Origin of the sequence: Mesorhizobium sp. UC74_2, assembly GCF_042701485.1 — a bacterium.
Taxonomy (GTDB): Bacteria; Pseudomonadota; Alphaproteobacteria; order Rhizobiales; family Rhizobiaceae; genus Mesorhizobium.
Window position 1 is genome coordinate 2,421,189 of the sequence record NZ_CP170562.1, and the last position, 16,112, is coordinate 2,437,300.

The window sequence follows — 16,112 nt, forward strand, 5'->3', positions numbered from 1 at the left end:
TCATCCATGAAAAGCGTGTTCCTGTCCGCCGTCATGCCTCTTGCGCTCGCCGCCTCGGTCGCGGTGGGTAGCTCGGCATTCGGCGCCGATCGCGACAAGCAGTTTTTCCAATCGGTCGAGGGACAGTGGATCGGGCCAGGCGAAATCGTCGCCGGCAAGTACAAGGGAACCAAGTTCAACTGCAATTTCAAAGGGTCGACGCCAGAAGGCAGCAAGGTCGGCATGACGCTGGACGGAGATTGTCGCGTCGGCGTCTTCTCGCAGAAGATGGGGGCAACCGTCGAGCGCAAAGGGCGCGACGGCTATAAGGGTTCCTTCATGGGCGGTTCCTCCGGCGCGGGACTCGATATCATCTCCGGCAATGTGGTCGACAACCGCAAGGTCGTCTTCGCCATCAACCGAAATCAGTTGCGCGGCGTCATGCAGGCCCGTATCCCCAACGAAAATTCGATGATCGTCACCGTATCCGTGAAGGTCGACGAGCAGATGGTCCCTGTGATCGGCATGAACCTGAAGCGTGTCGATGACGTGGCCGTGGGCGCCATTGCCAGGAACTGACGAGCGATCCATTCCATAAAAACAAACGGCGGCCACAGGCCGCCGTTTCAACATGCGCAAGGCCTTCGCCTTGCGTGGAAGCAGGCAATCAGCCCTTCTTCACTTCAGCGATGATCTCGTCATAAGCCTTGCAGGCGTCGGCCTGGTTGTTCGAGCCCGAATACTTTGTGGCGATTTCCTGGATCTTGGCGGTCCATTCGGTAGCCTTGGCCGGGTTCTTGGTCACGGCTTCCTGAACCGCGGTCGTCAGTTCCTGGGTCTTCTTGCCGATCACCTCTGCGGTGCATTCAGGCGCCTTCGAGCAGGCCGAAAGACCGAGCGCCGCCACGCCGACAACAGTCAGCACAATCTTCTTCATGGTAGTCCTCTCTCCGTAGTGGCGGCGATCCCGTCCGCCCGCGTTTGTGGCCCCAGCCTCGCCGTCCATAGCGCGCCATTGCGGCCTACTGCAACTCACCAACGTACAGCTATTGGAAATATTGGATTTACCGGCTTCTGGGCGCTTATCAGCGAGGGCTGAAACACGGTGATTCGGGGCTGTTCGCCGCGCGACGAACCTCCTATCCTGATCAGGGGGCTCCTTCCCTCCACCGATGCGGCGAGAACGGGAACAGCGATGGCGGTCGAGGCTTCGAACAGCGAACTGGTGAATGTGGTCGCCCTGCTCGGCGCCGGCGTCATCGCCGTGCCGATATTCAAACGTGCCGGCCTCGGCTCGATCCTAGGCTATCTCGCCGCCGGGTTGGCGATCGGCCCGTTCGGCCTGGGCATCTTTTCCGACCCCGCCGCAATCCTGCATGTGGCAGAGCTTGGCGTGGTGATGTTCCTGTTCATCATAGGCCTCGAAATGCAGCCGTCCCGGCTGTGGGGTCTGCGTCGCGACATCTTCGGACTTGGCGCGCTGCAGGTCGGTCTGTGCGCGCTGTTGCTGACGGCATGCGGGCTCGCCGGCGGCTTTCCTGTCGCCCAGGCTTTTGTCGCTGGCGCCGGCTTTGTGCTGACATCGACGGCCATCGTCATGCAATTGCTTGAAGAACAGGGCGAAATCGCCACCCCGAAAGGTCAGCGGATGGTCTCGATCCTGCTGCTCGAGGATCTGGCCATCGTGCCGCTCCTGGCCCTGGTAGCGTTCCTGGCCCCCGGTGGCGCCGACACCACCTTGCAGCAGCGTTTCACCGAGATCGGTATCGGCATTGCGGCTATCGTAGGCCTGGTGGTTGCCGGCCGTTATCTGCTCAACCCGTTGTTTCGGGTCCTGGCGGATGCACGGGCCCGCGAGGTGATGACGGCCGCAGCCCTGCTGGTCGTATTGGGATCGGCGCTCGCCATGCAGATGAGTGGCCTTTCGATGGCGATGGGCGCTTTCCTGGCTGGCGTTCTGTTGTCGGAATCGACCTTCCGCCATCAGCTCGAGGCCGATATCGAGCCGTTTCGCGGCGTCCTGCTCGGGCTGTTCTTCCTTGCTGTCGGCATGTCGCTCAACCTCGCCGTCGTAGCAGAGAACTGGCAACTGGTCGCGATCTATGTCGTTGCCTACATGGTGGCCAAGGCGCTCGGCATCTATGGGGTAGCCCGCCTTCTGAAGGCATCGAACCGCGAAGCGATCGAACGTGCCGCGGTCATGGCGCAAGGCGGCGAATTCGCCTTCGTGCTTTATTCCTCGGCCACGCAAGCCGGCATCATCGATGGTCGGGCAAACGCCATCCTTACCGCCATCATCATCATCTCGATGGTGCTGACCCCGCTGGTGATCATCGCCCTCCGCTATCTGTATCCACAACGTGACGAACCTTCGCTCGACGGCGTCGATGTCGCGGAAGGCCTGTCGGGATCAGTGCTGATCATCGGCTTCGGGCGTTTCGGCCAGATCGCCAGCCAGCCGCTGATCCTGCGCGGCGTCGACGTTTCGATCATCGACAACGATGTCGAGATGATCCAGGCCGCCGCCAATTTCGGCTTCAAGGTCTATTACGGCGACGGCACCAGGCTGGATATCCTGCACGCCGCGGGTGCCGGACGCGCCCGGGCAGTGCTCATCTGCGTCGACAAGCCGGAAACCGCCGTGCGCGTTGCTGAACTGGTCAAGGCCGAATTCCCGCTGGTGACGGTGTTTGCCCGAGCCTACGACCGCGGCACTTCGCTGCAACTGGTCAAGGCGGGTGTCGACTATCAGCTGCGCGAAACCTTCGAATCGGCACTCGTATTCGGCGGTTCAACACTGGAGGCGCTGGGCGAAGACCCGGACGAAGTCGCGGAAATCATCGAAGACGTCCGCCAGCGCGATGCCGCACGCTTCGACCTGCAGCTTACCGGCGATATCCGCGATGGGCGCAACTTCCTGAAAGGAAATCTCGCAACGCCGGCTCCCGCGCCAGTGACCCAACCGCGTCGCCCGGCGCGGGCGCTTAGCGAGGAAACAGCCGAAGTGCTGAAAAACGCGACCTGACCGGCTTCATCTCGAATTTTGGATGCCGCGATCAACTCTCTGATAAAAAGGGAAAATAATAAACATGGTAGATGAACGCGCACTCGATGTGACTACCTTCTGGCGCAACGCCGGAACGGATGCGTGGTTCACGAAGGATGCGGCCTTCGACACCGCGTTCAGGACTCGTTTCCTGGATCTGCATCACGCAGCCGCGCGACGGGAACTGGATGGCTGGGTCGACCATCCCGAGGGCGCACTGGCGCTGATGATCCTGCTCGACCAGTTCCCGCGCAACTGCTTCCGCGGCACCGCGCATATGTTCGCAACCGATCCGCTGGCTCGTCATTTTGCTGCCAAAGCGGTAGCTGCTGGGCACGACCTGGCAGTCGACGTCGCAATCCGGGTGTTCTTCTACCTGCCCTTCGAGCATTCCGAAAACCTTGAAGACCAGCAGCGCAGCGTCGAGCTGACGGAGGCGAATGCGCCGGACTACCTCAGCTATGCAATCGAGCACCTTGAGATAATCAATCGTTTCGGCCGCTTTCCGCACCGCAATCCGCCGCTCGCCCGCGAGACCACCGTGCAGGAAAAAGCGTTTCTCGATGGCGGCGGCTTCTCGGGCTAAAGCAACATGGTTCGCGGGTCGGCCGGATCAGGCCGACCACCATTCACGGCCGGATGGCAACCGCTCGATGCCGGTAATGTCCATTGCCGCAAGCCGCTCGGAAACGGTCTTGCCAGCCAGGATGAGTTCCGGCGCGATTTCTGCCAGCGGCACCATGACGAAGGCACGCTCCAGCATGCGCGGATGCGGGACTGCCAGTTCGGTTTCGTGGATGGCACGGTTACCGAAGACGAGGATGTCGATATCGATCAGCCGCGGCCCCCAGCGCTCCTCACGGACCCGTTTCAACCTGCGTTCGGTTTCCAGGCACAGTTCCAGGAGCACATGCGGCGTCAGCTCGGTGGTCAGTTCCGCGGCAATGTTCAGGAAATCGGGCTGGTCGGTCTTGCCCCAGGGCGGCGTGCGATAGAGCGAGGAGACCGCAACGACACGCGTCGCGGCATCGTCGTTCAACATGCGCAAGGCTGCGGCAATGGACTGAGCCGGATCGCCGAGATTGCCGCCGAGACTGAGAAAAACGGTATTATTGCGGCCAGACAACGGTGACCTCGACGTAATCGAGCACGCCGGGCACCGGCGCATTGGGCTTGCGGACGGTAATCTCAGCCGTCTTGATCTGCGGGAAACGCCGGGTCAGCGCCTTGGCAACATCAAGCGCCAGGGCCTCTATGAGAAAACGCCGTTCGCCGGTGATGATCTTTTCGATGACGGTGAATGCAACACCGTAGTCGACCGTGCTGTCGATGGCATCCTCGTCCAGTTCCCTGGCTGGATCGACGGTCAGCACCGCATCGACATAGAAACGCTGGCCCAGCCGCTCTTCCTCGTCGTGCACCCCGTGCCTGGCAAAGAAGGCGCAGTTCTTCATCCGGATGACGTACATTATCGAGGTTCCTGCGAGGTGTTGCTGCGAGCCAGCATAGCATCCGTCATGGCCAGAGCGTCCACGTTGATTGCGACATCGTGGACGCGAAACAGATCTGCGCCTTTGAGCCTCAGGATGACGCTGGTGGCCGCGGTGCCGGCCGCCCGATCCGCGGCGTCCCTGCCTGTGACGGTGCCGACAAAACGCTTGCGGGACGTGCCGACGATGAGCGGAAAACCGAGATCAGCCAACTCTTCGAAACGCACCATCAGATCGAGGTTTTCGTCGGCCGTTTCCTTGTTGAAGCCGAAGCCGGGGTCGAGCACGATCTGGTCATCGCCGATGTCCGCTTCCCGTGCGATCTCAAGCGATTTCCCAAGGAAGAGGCGCTGGTCGGCAATGACATCCGTCAATTTCTCGCGCCCCCGGCCGGTATGCATGATGACGACGCCAGCTCTGGCCCTCGAAACCTCATTAGCGATCTCAGGATCCTTCTGTAACCCACAGACATCATTGATAATATGAGCGCCAGCTTCAATTGCCAGGCGCGCCGTTTCGGCGCGGTAGGTATCAATGGAGATCAAAGCGTCGCCGTGCCTTGCCAGTTGCTCTATCACCGGCAGCACGCGTTGCTGTTCCTGCTGCGCCGTAACAGCCGCAGCCCCCGGTCGGGTCGATTCACCGCCAACATCGATGATGGCAGCTCCTTCCCGGATCATGCGGCCAGCCTGCTCGATCGCCAGGTCCCTGGTGTCGAACCGGCCGCCATCCGAGAATGAATCCGGGGTCACGTTGAGGATGCCCATGACGACGGACCTTTCGCCGAGGTCGAGATGGCGTCCATGCGCCAATTGCCATCGTCTGTTCATCTTTGCCCGCCAAGCTGCGCTGGCGATACGTATTTCGTTGCGCCGGCAACGGCCGTAACGCAAGGTGGGGCAAGAGGCAATAAAATGAATCGTACCCTGCTGACCGCGTTGCTCGTCCTTTTCGCCGTTTCCACGGCCGATGCGGCAAATCTCGTCAAGACCTACAGTTATTTCTCGATCGGCGGACGCTCCCTGGAACAGATCCAGGCAGAACTGTCGAAACGTGGACCGTCGGTGAAATCCACCGGCATGCGCCATCCCGGCGCTACCCGCATGGCCTTCACCAGCCGCATCGGTTACGCCGACGCGCCGGATTCGTGCCGTATTGTCTCGGCCGTCGTGACGGTAAAGACCCATGTCATCCTGCCCAGATGGAAACCGAACGGCAAGGTGGGCCCGGATGTGCGACTGTTCTGGAATACGCTTGCAGCCGACATCAAGCGACACGAAGACCGCCATGTCGAAATCGCCAAGGACTACGGCAAACGCCTCGAAAGCTCGCTGAAAGACATTGGCAAAGAGGCCAATTGCAAGATCGCCGCCGCCAAAGCCCGCGAGGTGACGGCAAAGATCCTCAGCCAGCACGATCAGGCGCAGGTTGAATTCGACCGTGTCGAAATGGTCAATTTCGAAAGCCGTATCATCCGGCTTATGCGCTACCGTATCCAGCAGATCGAGGCCGGTCGTTTGCCTGGCTGAACTCCCGGGATTTTATCGGATTTTGCGAAACAGGATCAACGGAAGCAACCCGTTGGTCCTTGAGACTGGCGCGCTATATAGGGAACGAGGCTGTTTACAGGGCGCATTCGGCTCGCCCGGAAACAAGAAAATTTCAGCCGTCTGTCGAAATGCACACAGCCGGCGCGACATATGTCCGGCCATACAACTCTCGACAAGCACAGGCGATCAAAGCCGCCGCCCATACTCGGACGCTGCCGGGTTCGCCACGGCAGACAGGTGAATGACCATGGACCAGACTGTTTCAAAAGTGGCGGCAGCAGACGGCGCGCTGTCGGAAAGCGAGAAGAATGCCATCATTGGCGGCGTACTCCTGTCGATGCTGCTCGCCGCGCTCGACCAGACCATCGTAGCCCCCGCCATGCCGACCATAGCGGAGGCGCTGGGCCATGCGCAGTACCTTCCCTGGATCGTCACCGGTTATCTGCTCACCGCAACCGCCATGGCCCCGCTTTATGGCAAGATTTCCGACGTGCACGGCCGTCGGCCAACGCTTTATGCCGCGATCCTCATCTTCCTGGCGGGTTCTCTGGTGGCGGCGCTCGCCCCCAACATGCTGGTTCTCATCATCGGCCGCGCCATCCAGGGGCTGGGCGGCGGCGGGTTGTTTGCGATGGCCCAGACGGTGATCGGCGATCTGGTGCCGCCAAAAGAGCGCGCCCGCTATGCCGCCTGGATCTCCGGCACCTGGGCCGTCGCCAGCATTGCGGGCCCCCTGCTGGGAGGCACCTTTGCCGAACACCTGCACTGGTCACTGATCTTCTGGATCAACCTGCCGCTCGGCCTGCTGGCAATGGCCATCATCAACAAACCGCTGAGAAAACTCCCCGTGGCCGCCCATCGCCACAGCATCGATTGGCTCGGTGCTGCACTGCTTGTCGTTGCCACCTCGCTGCTGCTTCTGGCACTGAACTGGGGCGGTGGCACCTATCCGTGGGATTCTGCCCAGATTCTCGGCCTGTTCGCTGCCTCTGCCTTCGTTTGGGCCATCTTCGCACTTCGGCTGGTCAAAGCGGCCGAACCGTTGATCTCGCTGAACGTGCTCGGTAATTCGATCGTGCTCGCCGGCACACTGTCGCTCTTCCTTCTGCAGGCCGCCAATGTCGGGCTTTCCGTGTACCTTCCGGTTTACCTGCAGGCTCATCTCGGCCTGACCGCATCGGAATCCGGCATGGCGATGCTTGGTATCTTGCTCGGCACGGTTGCCGGCGCGACCACGGCGGGCCGCCTGACCCCGCGCTTTACCCACTACAAGCGGCTGGCATTGGCCGGCGTCTGCTTCGGCATCGTTGCCCTGGCCGTGCTCGCCTTCGTTGCCGGCAGCAGTTCACTCATCTGGGTGATAGTGTTGACGACTTGTGTTGGTTACGGCGCGGGCACGACTTTCCCGGTGGCAACCATTTCGGTCCAAAATGCCGTCGAACGCAGCCATCTCGGCGTAGCGACCGGTGTGCTCACCTTCATGCGCTCGCTGGGCGGTGCTCTCGGTGTTGCGTTACTGGGCGCGGTCGGCGCCGCTTACGGCCTGCCGCTGATGGGCGAAGGCACTCAGGCCGCTCAAGCGCAGTTGTCATCCGCGGTTCCGTTTGCGGCGATATTCCTCATCAGCGCAGCGCTGCTTGTCGCCACGCTTGCCGCACTCGCTGCAATGCCGGAGAAGCCACTGCGTGGGCGCGATGATACCGAAACGCCGATGATTGCAGAATAAGTTTTTTAGAAACAGAAGGTTGCAGCTCTGTTCTAAGCTTGGAAATCAGCCCTGGCGCTCCGGGATGCGCACCACCAGGCCATCCAGTTCGTCCCGAACCTTGATCTGGCAGGACAAACGCGAATTCGGCTGAACCTCATAGGCGAAGTCGAGCATGTCCTCTTCCATCGTCTCCGGCTCGCCGACCACACCCGTCCAGGCTTCATCGACATAGACGTGGCAGGTCGCGCAGGCACAGGCTCCGCCGCATTCGGCTTCAATGCCGGGAACCGCGTTGCGGATCGCATTCTCCATAACGGTCGAGCCATTTTCGGCATCGACGTCAAAATGCGTCCCGTCATGGGTGATGTAGGTCAGTTTTGTCATTTGGTCACCTGAGAAGTCACAGCCGAGATAATCACTCGGCGGCGCAAGTCAACTGCCGCGCGAAACCGCCCCAAAGTGACGCTTTTTGAAAAATCGGACTTCGGCCAGTCAATGGCGATCGTCCGTCCAGCCGTCAACCGCCCTAACGGCTGATCGCGGCGATGAAATCGCGGACGTCCTCGACCAACGGTCCCAGCTTTTTAACGAGGCGATCATCGTCCGGCTGACGCTCGAATGCGACGGCCCAATCGGCTATTGCCAAAGCACCAACGCCGCGAGCCGAGCCCTTCAAAGCGTGTGCCAAAAGGAGACGCTGGCTTTTGTCGGCGCCCGGCAGCTTCTCGTCCGCCGACAGCGCCTGCTGCACGAACAATGCAAGCACCTCACGTTCCAGATCCCGGTCGCCCATGGTTTGCCGGGACAGATGTTCCATATCCACAGGCCTGTTGCGGGCCCGGCCCGACGCTTCTCCACCTGGCATCGAGAACGCCACGTTCACGCTACGCATACCACCAAACTCCATTGCCGCGGCCGCCCGAGGCCTTACAAACTAACGAATTCCGATGGATGGCAGGTTAACAGGGAGTTGTGAAAAATGTTTGGCAACGCCGTTTCGGCTCACGCTCTCGTTAACCTTATATTTAAAGTTTTACGTATGTCCGCGAATGCATGTTTTCTTTACCCCCCTGTGTCATTACGATACGAGGGTCCAAAATCAGGCCTCGGCGCGGGACGACAAAAGACAATAACGACCGCTCTCGCAGCAGCTAGTACAGGGTAGCGAAGGCATGGCGAAGAAAACCACCACGACGAAGAATCTCGATTCCGAGGTCGCCAAGGAGCTCGAACAGGCTCTCGACTTCGACCTCTCCGGAGAGTCGGGAGACCTGGACATCGCCGCGTCCATGGAGGATCTGGAAGCGCAGATCTCACAGGCAGCAGACGAGCTTGCGCGCGCCGGTCGTGCCGAAAAGGCCGCACCAGCATCAGCACCAGCCCCTCAGCCTGTCAAAGCCTCCGTGGCTGAGGCCAAACCCGCCGAGCTGCGGCCCATTGAGCCGCGCAACGGCGCAGCGCAGCCGGCCGGATTCTCGCCCGCCAACGACGATCGCCAGAAGGACTATCGCTCCCTGCTGCATAACCTCAATCGCCGTGCTTCCAATACCATCTATTGGGTGGTGGCGTTCGTCTCGATCGCCTGGATCGTCGGTGCGGCAGCCTTGGCCAATCTCCTCTTCGGTCCCGATATCTGGAATATCCGCTCCATCGCGCAGGTGCTGCAGCGACCCGAATTGATCGGTATCGCCGTTGCGGCGATAGTTCCGATCATCCTGTTCTGGGCTTTCGCCGCTATGGTGCGCCGCGCACAGGACATGCGATTGGCCGCGCAGTCGATGACGGAAGTCGCCTTCCGCCTTACCGAACCGGAAAACATCGCGCAGGATCGCGTTATGATGATCGGCCAGGCCGTGCGCCGCGAAGTCGCGGCCATGGGCGAAGGCATCGAGCGCACACTCGCGCGCGCCGTCGAACTGGAGACCCTGGTTCACAGCGAAGTCAGCCAGCTCGAACGCTCCTACACCGAAAACGAGAGCCGTATCCGAAACCTGGTCGATGGATTGGGCAGCGAGCGGGAAGCTGTCATCGGCCACGCAGAGCGCGTGCGCGCGTCCATTTCCGGTGCGCATGAAACTCTGCGCGACGAGATCAACTCGGCCAGCGATATCATCCGCGAGAACATCCTCGGCGCCTCTAGCAAGCTGTCGATGACCATCACCTCGTCAGGCGATCAGCTGATCGACCGCATCAACGAAAGCTCGATGTCGATTTTCGATTCGGTCGAAAGCCGCCTCGACACGATCACGGACCGCCTCTCCACTTCCGGCGAGGCATTCGCCAGTCTGTTGGACACGCGCATCGCCAAGCTTACAGACAGCACCGACGGCCTGACGCGTTCGCTGACGGAACTGCTCGACGATCGCACGCAGGGTATGGTGTCGTTGCTCGGTGGTGCCGCGCGCACCCTCAGCTCCGAATTCGAGTCCAGCCTCTCCGGCATCGAACGCACGCTCGCCGAACGTGGCCAGGCGCTGATCAGCGAATTCCAGACGCGCGCCGAGGCGCTCGACACAGGCACGCAGAAGCTCAACGCTGCACTGGAAGCCCGTGCCCGCCAGATCAACGAAACGCTGGTCGATCGTGCCCGCGACATCGCGACCGCCTTCACCGAAGGCAAGGATACGCTGTCGGCAATCATCGACCAGGGCAAGGCACAGATCGGCGCCGACATGGCCGACATCGTCACCTCAACGTCGACGATGCTTGAAGCTCGTGCAAGCGACTTCGCCGGCCGCATGGAGGCGGCACGCCACGCTGTGTCGCGTACATTCGACGCCGATATCGCCCGTCTCGCGGACGCTCGCGTGGGCATCGAGGAAGCGGTCGAGAACCACAGCCGCAAGCTGGAAGAGAGCCGCGAGCGCATGGCCGCCGCCATGCAGGCGGATCTGGAGAAGTTCTCCGAGGGCCGTGCCGCCATCGACGAGGCCGTCACCTCGCAGGTGCATATGCTGTCCGAGGGCCGCAATCTCATCAGCCGGGCGCTCGAAGAGGATCTGCGCAAGGTCAATGAGTCCCGCGCGGCCATCGACGCCTCGCTCGGCAGCCATCTGGAGCGCCTGGAGGAAGGCCGCTCGCGCCTGACCCACGCTCTGAATGAAGATGCCGACAAGCTCGTGCATGCCCGCACCATCATTGACGAAATGGTATCCGGCCATGTCGGCAAGCTGGCCGAAGGTCGCTCCATCCTCGCCCGCGCTCTTGATGCAGATCTCAACAAGCTGACCGAAAGCCGCACTGATATCGACAATCTGGTCGCTGGCCAGGTTGCCAAGATCGCCGAAGGCCGAGCTGTGCTTGCTCGTGCGCTGGAAGCCGACGTCGACAGCATCAAGGCACTGATGGAAAGCCATTCGGTGCAGCTCGCCGACGATCGCGACCAGCTCGGTCGCGCGCTCGACGCAGACCTGTCCAGCATCCGCCGGCTGGTTACCGACCACTCCGGCCAGCTCGCCAATGAACGCAGCCTGCTCTCGCAAACCCTGGAATCGGATCTGGCCAAGCTTGCCGAAAGCCGCGCATCCATCGACGGATTGGTTGCCGGTCAGGTCGAGAAGCTGGCTGAAGGCCGCGACATCCTCAAGCGTGCGCTCGAAGCCGATCTCGGCACGATCAGCTCGGTCATTTCCGACCAATCGCAGAGGCTGACGGACGATCGTGCGCAGTTCGCCCGCCTACTGGAGCAGGACCTGGCCAGCGTCAGCGAACTCGTTCGCGGGCATGCCGAACAGCTTGCATCCGACCGCTCGCAGCTCGCCCGGGCACTGGAAGACGATCTCGCCAAGCTGGCCGACAGCCGCTCGTCGATCGATGGGCTGGTCACCGGCCAGGTCGAGAAGCTCGCCGAAGGCCGAGACATTCTCAAGCGTGCCCTGGAGGCCGATCTCAGCGCCATCACGGCAGCCATCGGCGATCAGTCGCAGAAGCTGGCCGACAACCGCGCCCTCTTCTCTTCCGCGCTGGAAACCGATCTCGGCAACGTCAACCATCTTATTGCCGGGCACAGCGAGCGCCTCGCCGCGGATCGTTCCCTGCTTGCAAGAGCCCTGGAGGATGATCTCGCCAAACTCGCCGACAGCCGCTCGTCGATCGACGGGCTGGTCACCGGCCAGGTCGAGAAGCTCGCCGAAGGCCGTGATATCCTCAAGCGCGCGCTGGAAGCTGATCTGAACACCATCACGGCAGCGATCGGCGACCAGTCGCAGAAACTGGCGGACAGCCGCGCCCAGTTCGCGCAGGCTCTCGATGCCGATCTGGCCAGCGTCAATCATCTTGTCGCCGGTCACAGCGAACGTCTTGCCGCGGACCGCTCCCTGCTCTCCAAGGCACTGGAAGACAATCTCTCGAGCGTCAGCAATCTTGTCGCCGGCCACAGCGGCAGGCTCGCGGCAGACCGCTCCCTCCTGTCCCAGGCGCTGGAAGAGGATCTCGCCAAGCTCGCCGACAGCCGCTCGTCGATCGACGGGCTGGTCGCCGGCCAGGTCGAGAAGCTCGCCGAAGGCCGCGACATCCTCAAGCGCGCGCTGGAAGCAGATCTCGCCAAGATCGGCGACAGCCGCAGCGGTATCGACGAAGCCATCGCCGGCCATGTCGGCAGACTGGCCGAAGGTCGCAACATGCTTACCCGCGCACTTGAAGAGGATCTGGCCAAGCTGGCCGAAAGCCGCGAATCCATCGACGGCCTGGTTGCCGGTCAGGTCGAAAAGCTTGCCGAGGGCCGCGATATTCTGAAGCGTGCGCTGGAAGCAGACCTCAACACCATCAGTGCAACGGTTGCCGATCAATCGCAGAAGCTGGTCGACAACCGCGCCCAGTTCTCCGACGCGCTGGATGCCGATCTCGCCCGCGTCAACGCTCTGGTTTCCGGCCATGGCGACAGACTGGCGGCCGACAGGGCGCTGCTTGCCAGGTCCCTGGAAGACGATCTTGCCAAGCTTGCCGAAAGCCGCGCCGCCATTGACGGGCTTGTCGCTGCACAGGTCGAGAAGCTCGCCGAAGGCCGCGATGTGCTGAAGCGCGCGCTGGAAGCGGACCTGTCGTCAATCGGCGGCGTGATGTCTGGTCAGTCGCAGAAGCTGGTCGATGCCCGCACCGATTTCCAGCAGGCGCTCGACGACGAACTGCGGCGCGTCAACGACATCGTCGCCGGCCATAGCCAGCGGCTTGCCGCCGATCGTTCGATGCTCACCTCGGCGCTGGAAGACGACCTTGCCAAGTTGGCTGAGAGCCGCTCGTCCATCGACGGCCTTGTCGCCGGCCAGGTCGAGAAGCTCGCCGAAGGCCGCGATATCCTGCGCCGTGCCCTGGACGCCGACCTTGCCAAGCTCAATGAAAGCCGCGGCGGCATCGACGCCGTGATCGCCGACCATGTCGGCAAGCTGGCCGAGGGCCGCGATCTCTTGACCCGCGCACTGGAGTCCGACCTCGCCGCAATCGACGGAGCACTTGGTGGCCACGCCCAGCGGCTGGCCGACAATCGCGCCGACTTTGCGCAGGCTCTCGAAGGCAGCCTGGAACATGTCCAGGGCCTGATTTCGGGCCACAATGATCGCCTGTCGGCCGACCGCTCGGCGCTTACCCGGGCACTGGAGGAAGATCTCGCCAAGCTGGTCGATGCCCGCCGCGACATCGACCGCGCGCTGGCCGGACATATTGATCAGATCGCGACCTCCTCCTCGAGCATATCGGATGCCATTGCAGCCGATATCGACAAGGTCGAGCAGGCCTTCGCGCGTCAGACCGGCGTTATCGAGGAGCGCTCCGGCACCATGGAACGCGCGCTCAACGCCGGTGTCGACAACATCCGCGGAGCGCTGGAAAAGAGCGCGCTCTATGTTGCGGGCCAGCTGCGTGAAAAGGTTCTGGAGGTCACCAACACGCTGCACGAACAGGCCGGCATTGCCTTTACCGATGCCGACCGCAAGATCGCCGAGCGTGCTGAGCAGACCTCGGCCGCCCTGCTCGCTCGTGCCGAAGACATCGCCCAGACCTTCGAGAGCGCGGACCAGAAACTGGTCGCTCGTGCCGTTGAGACGGCACAGACCCTGGCCTCGCGTGCAGGCGATATCCTGCGCAACTTCGAAGATGCCGACCAGCGCATGGGTGTTCGCATCAGCGAATCCGCGGACGCGCTCGCGGCTCGTGCAACCGACCTCGGCCGCGTCTTCGAAACGGTCGAACAACAGCTGGCCGCGCGCATCGCCGAGGGCTCGGACGCTCTGACAGCTCGTGCCGCAGAGATCAGCCGCGTCTTCGACGACGCCGACAGCCGTATGGTGTCGCGTATCTCCGACAGCGCTTCGGCAATCGGCAGCCATGCCGACCAGATCGTCGGGGCGTTCGAGGATACCGAGCGCCGCGTTGCAGACCGCGCCCGCATGACCGGTGAAGAACTGGCCGGCCATGCCGTCGAGATCGAACGTGCCTTGACCAGCGCCGACCAGCGCCTGGCATCCAGCGCTGCTGCCGCAGCGACACGCGTCGAAGGCCAGATCGCAAGTGTCGAGAGCCGCTTTGCGGCATCGGCCGATGCGATGGGTCAGAAGCTCGAGCAGCAGATCACGCAGGCCGAAGGCCAGCTGGCTTCGCGCGCTAATGTCATCGCCGAAACCTTCGCCGCGGTCGGCCAGCATATCGGCCAAAGCACGAATGAAGCGGCCAAGACCATCGGCGCCAACACACGCGAGCTCAACTCCATGCTGGCGGCTCGTTCCGCGGAGCTTTCCAAGATCCTCGACGAGACGGCCCGTCCGCTGGTCGACAAATTCTCGGAAGGTGGCATCGAGCTGCAGAAGAGCATGGAGCAAGCGACAGAGCGTGCCACGGAGACGTTGCGCCGCGAAAACGCGGTGCTTGCGGATGCGCTGGCCAACCGTACGGCCGAAACGCTTGCCGCGGTCGATGGCGCCCGTTCGTCGCTCGCGGACAATGTTGCCGATCTGATCGGCCGCATGACCAACTCGGCCGACCAGCTCAACACGCTGATCGCCAAGGCCTCGGAAAACCTGGGTGAAGTCGAAACCCGTCTCGCCGGCTCGACGCAGAGCTTCGCGGCAACCACCGAGAAGGCATCTCAGACCTTCGCCAGCTCGGCTCGTCTGGTCGATTCCAACACGACCAGGCTGACCGAGCTGTCCTCGGCGACGCTGCGCGAAGTGGCTTCCATCGCCACCCGCTTCGACGAACACAGCCGCCTGCTCGCCAGCGCCTCGGACCTGCTCGGTTCCGCGCAGAGCAACCTGGAGCACACCCTGGCCCGCCAATCGTCGCTCGACGATCTCGCTGTCGGCCTGGTCAAGAAGTCGGAAGACCTTGAGAAGGTCATGCGCTCCTTCGAGACCCTGGTCGGCCAGACGCTGCAAAGCGCCGAAGGCAGGACCCTGGAATCGGCCGACAAGATCCGCGTGGCTATTTCGGAAGTGGTCGAGTCCGCCACCAAGCGGTTCTCCGATGCCACCGAGGAGATGCGCCGCACGGCCGGTTCGATCAAGAGCGAGCTGGACCTGACCCGCGCCGAACTGCGCAAGGGGGTCATTGAGATGCCTGAGGAAGCAAAGGAATCGACCACGGCAATCCGCCGTGCGGTTTCCGAGCAGATCAATGCACTCAAGGAGTTGTCGGACATCGTCGCCAAGTCGGGTCGCACGGTCGACGTCGCGGAGCCGCGCAACCTGCGCCCTGCTCCGACACCGGCTCCGCGTCCGACTGAACCGCAAGCGCGGCGTCCCGCGGAACCACAGCGTCGCGCGCCTGAAGCACCGACCGCGCCGACAGGCCTGCGCGGCTCGCTCGACGCTGCCGAGACAGCACTCAGGCCACGCAATGATGCCGGCGCCCGCACGCCGCAGGGTGGCTGGGTGCGTGACCTGCTGACCGGCGCTTCGGAAGACGATGGCGCACGGCCGGCTCCGCTACAGCCACGTGCCACGCCAGTGCAGCGTTCTCCGCTGCACGTCGTGGAGTCGCTGAACTCCCTCTCGGTCGACATTGCCCGCGCCATCGACCACGATGCTTCGATCGAACTGTGGAACCGCTACCGGCGCGGCGAGCGTGATGTATTCACCCGCCGCCTCTATACGCTGAAAGGCCAGCAGACCTTCGACGACATCCGCCGCAAATATCAGTCAGAGGCCGAGTTCCGCGCCGCTGTCGATCGCTACTGCGACGACTTCGAGAAACTGCTGAAGGACGTTTCGCGCAATGATCGCGACAACATGATCTCGCAGACCTACCTCACCTCCGACACCGGCAAGGTCTACACCATGCTGGCCCATGCCAGCGGGCGACTGCGCTAGAGCAATCCCAGTCGGAGTGTTTCCGTGAAAAACGGAAACACT

Annotated in this window: 12 protein-coding genes; 6 read left to right on the forward strand and 6 right to left on the reverse strand. The window is 62.3% G+C overall.

What is annotated here, in order from left to right; all coding sequences use genetic code 11:
* Window positions 1-6 precede the first annotated feature (6 nt).
* Window positions 7-558 (forward strand): hypothetical protein, encoded by a 552-nt coding sequence (locus ACFJIU_RS11625; RefSeq protein WP_379071403.1) that lies wholly within the window; start codon window positions 7-9, stop codon window positions 556-558.
* A gap of 88 nt (window positions 559-646) precedes the next feature.
* Here ACFJIU_RS11625 and ACFJIU_RS11630 read toward each other — a convergent pair whose 3' ends face one another.
* On the reverse strand, window positions 647-916 hold the full coding sequence (locus ACFJIU_RS11630) for a hypothetical protein (protein ID WP_379071405.1): 270 nt from the start codon (window positions 914-916) through the stop codon (window positions 647-649).
* A 258-nt stretch (window positions 917-1,174) separates the two neighbouring features.
* On the opposite strand from ACFJIU_RS11630, the gene ACFJIU_RS11635 reads away from it, so the two are divergent.
* The gene (locus tag ACFJIU_RS11635) at window positions 1,175-3,004 is read left to right on the forward strand and encodes a monovalent cation:proton antiporter-2 (CPA2) family protein (RefSeq protein WP_379071407.1); all 1,830 of its coding nucleotides are present in this window, start codon (window positions 1,175-1,177) and stop codon (window positions 3,002-3,004) included.
* 64 nt (window positions 3,005-3,068) lie between these two features.
* Window positions 3,069-3,611, forward strand: a complete 543-nt coding sequence (locus ACFJIU_RS11640) for a DUF924 family protein (protein WP_379071410.1) — start codon at window positions 3,069-3,071, stop codon at window positions 3,609-3,611.
* A gap of 27 nt (window positions 3,612-3,638) precedes the next feature.
* Here the strand turns inward: ACFJIU_RS11640 and folK are convergent, their stop codons facing one another.
* The 3 genes from folK to folP are packed head-to-tail and all read right to left on the reverse strand — an operon-like array spanning window position 3,639 to window position 5,345.
* Complete coding sequence (gene folK / locus ACFJIU_RS11645) at window positions 3,639-4,151, reverse strand: 2-amino-4-hydroxy-6-hydroxymethyldihydropteridine diphosphokinase (protein WP_379071412.1); 513 nt, start codon at window positions 4,149-4,151, stop codon at window positions 3,639-3,641.
* Window positions 4,135-4,494, reverse strand: coding sequence for a dihydroneopterin aldolase (gene folB / locus ACFJIU_RS11650; protein WP_379071415.1), 360 nt, complete (start codon window positions 4,492-4,494; stop codon window positions 4,135-4,137). The genes folK and folB overlap by 17 nt, the downstream gene beginning before the upstream one ends.
* Window positions 4,494-5,345, reverse strand: coding sequence for a dihydropteroate synthase (gene folP, locus ACFJIU_RS11655; protein WP_379071417.1), 852 nt, complete (start codon window positions 5,343-5,345; stop codon window positions 4,494-4,496). Before folP ends, folB begins: the two co-directional genes overlap by 1 nt.
* Before the next feature lie 84 nt (window positions 5,346-5,429).
* Between folP and ACFJIU_RS11660 the strand changes: the two genes are divergently transcribed.
* Together ACFJIU_RS11660 and ACFJIU_RS11665 are read left to right on the forward strand one after the other, a co-directional pair.
* Window positions 5,430-6,044: a DUF922 domain-containing Zn-dependent protease gene (locus ACFJIU_RS11660; protein ID WP_379071421.1), complete on the forward strand. Its 615-nt coding sequence runs from the start codon at window positions 5,430-5,432 to the stop codon at window positions 6,042-6,044.
* Window positions 6,045-6,312: 268 nt separating this feature from the next.
* Window positions 6,313-7,791, forward strand: a complete 1,479-nt coding sequence (locus tag ACFJIU_RS11665) for an MDR family MFS transporter (protein WP_379071424.1) — start codon at window positions 6,313-6,315, stop codon at window positions 7,789-7,791.
* Window positions 7,792-7,836: 45 nt separating this feature from the next.
* On the opposite strand, the gene ACFJIU_RS11670 is transcribed toward ACFJIU_RS11665, so the two are convergent.
* Both ACFJIU_RS11670 and ACFJIU_RS11675 read right to left on the reverse strand, forming a co-directional pair.
* Window positions 7,837-8,157: a 2Fe-2S iron-sulfur cluster-binding protein gene (locus ACFJIU_RS11670; protein WP_129415406.1), complete on the reverse strand. Its 321-nt coding sequence runs from the start codon at window positions 8,155-8,157 to the stop codon at window positions 7,837-7,839.
* A 142-nt stretch (window positions 8,158-8,299) separates the two neighbouring features.
* Entirely contained in the window at window positions 8,300-8,590 is a 291-nt protein-coding gene (locus tag ACFJIU_RS11675) for an Hpt domain-containing protein (protein ID WP_379071427.1), read from the reverse strand.
* Between the two features lie 355 nt (window positions 8,591-8,945).
* Between ACFJIU_RS11675 and ACFJIU_RS11680 the strand changes: the two genes are divergently transcribed.
* Window positions 8,946-16,070, forward strand: coding sequence for a kinesin (locus ACFJIU_RS11680; RefSeq protein WP_379071430.1), 7,125 nt, complete (start codon window positions 8,946-8,948; stop codon window positions 16,068-16,070).
* Window positions 16,071-16,112: the final 42 nt, after the last annotated feature.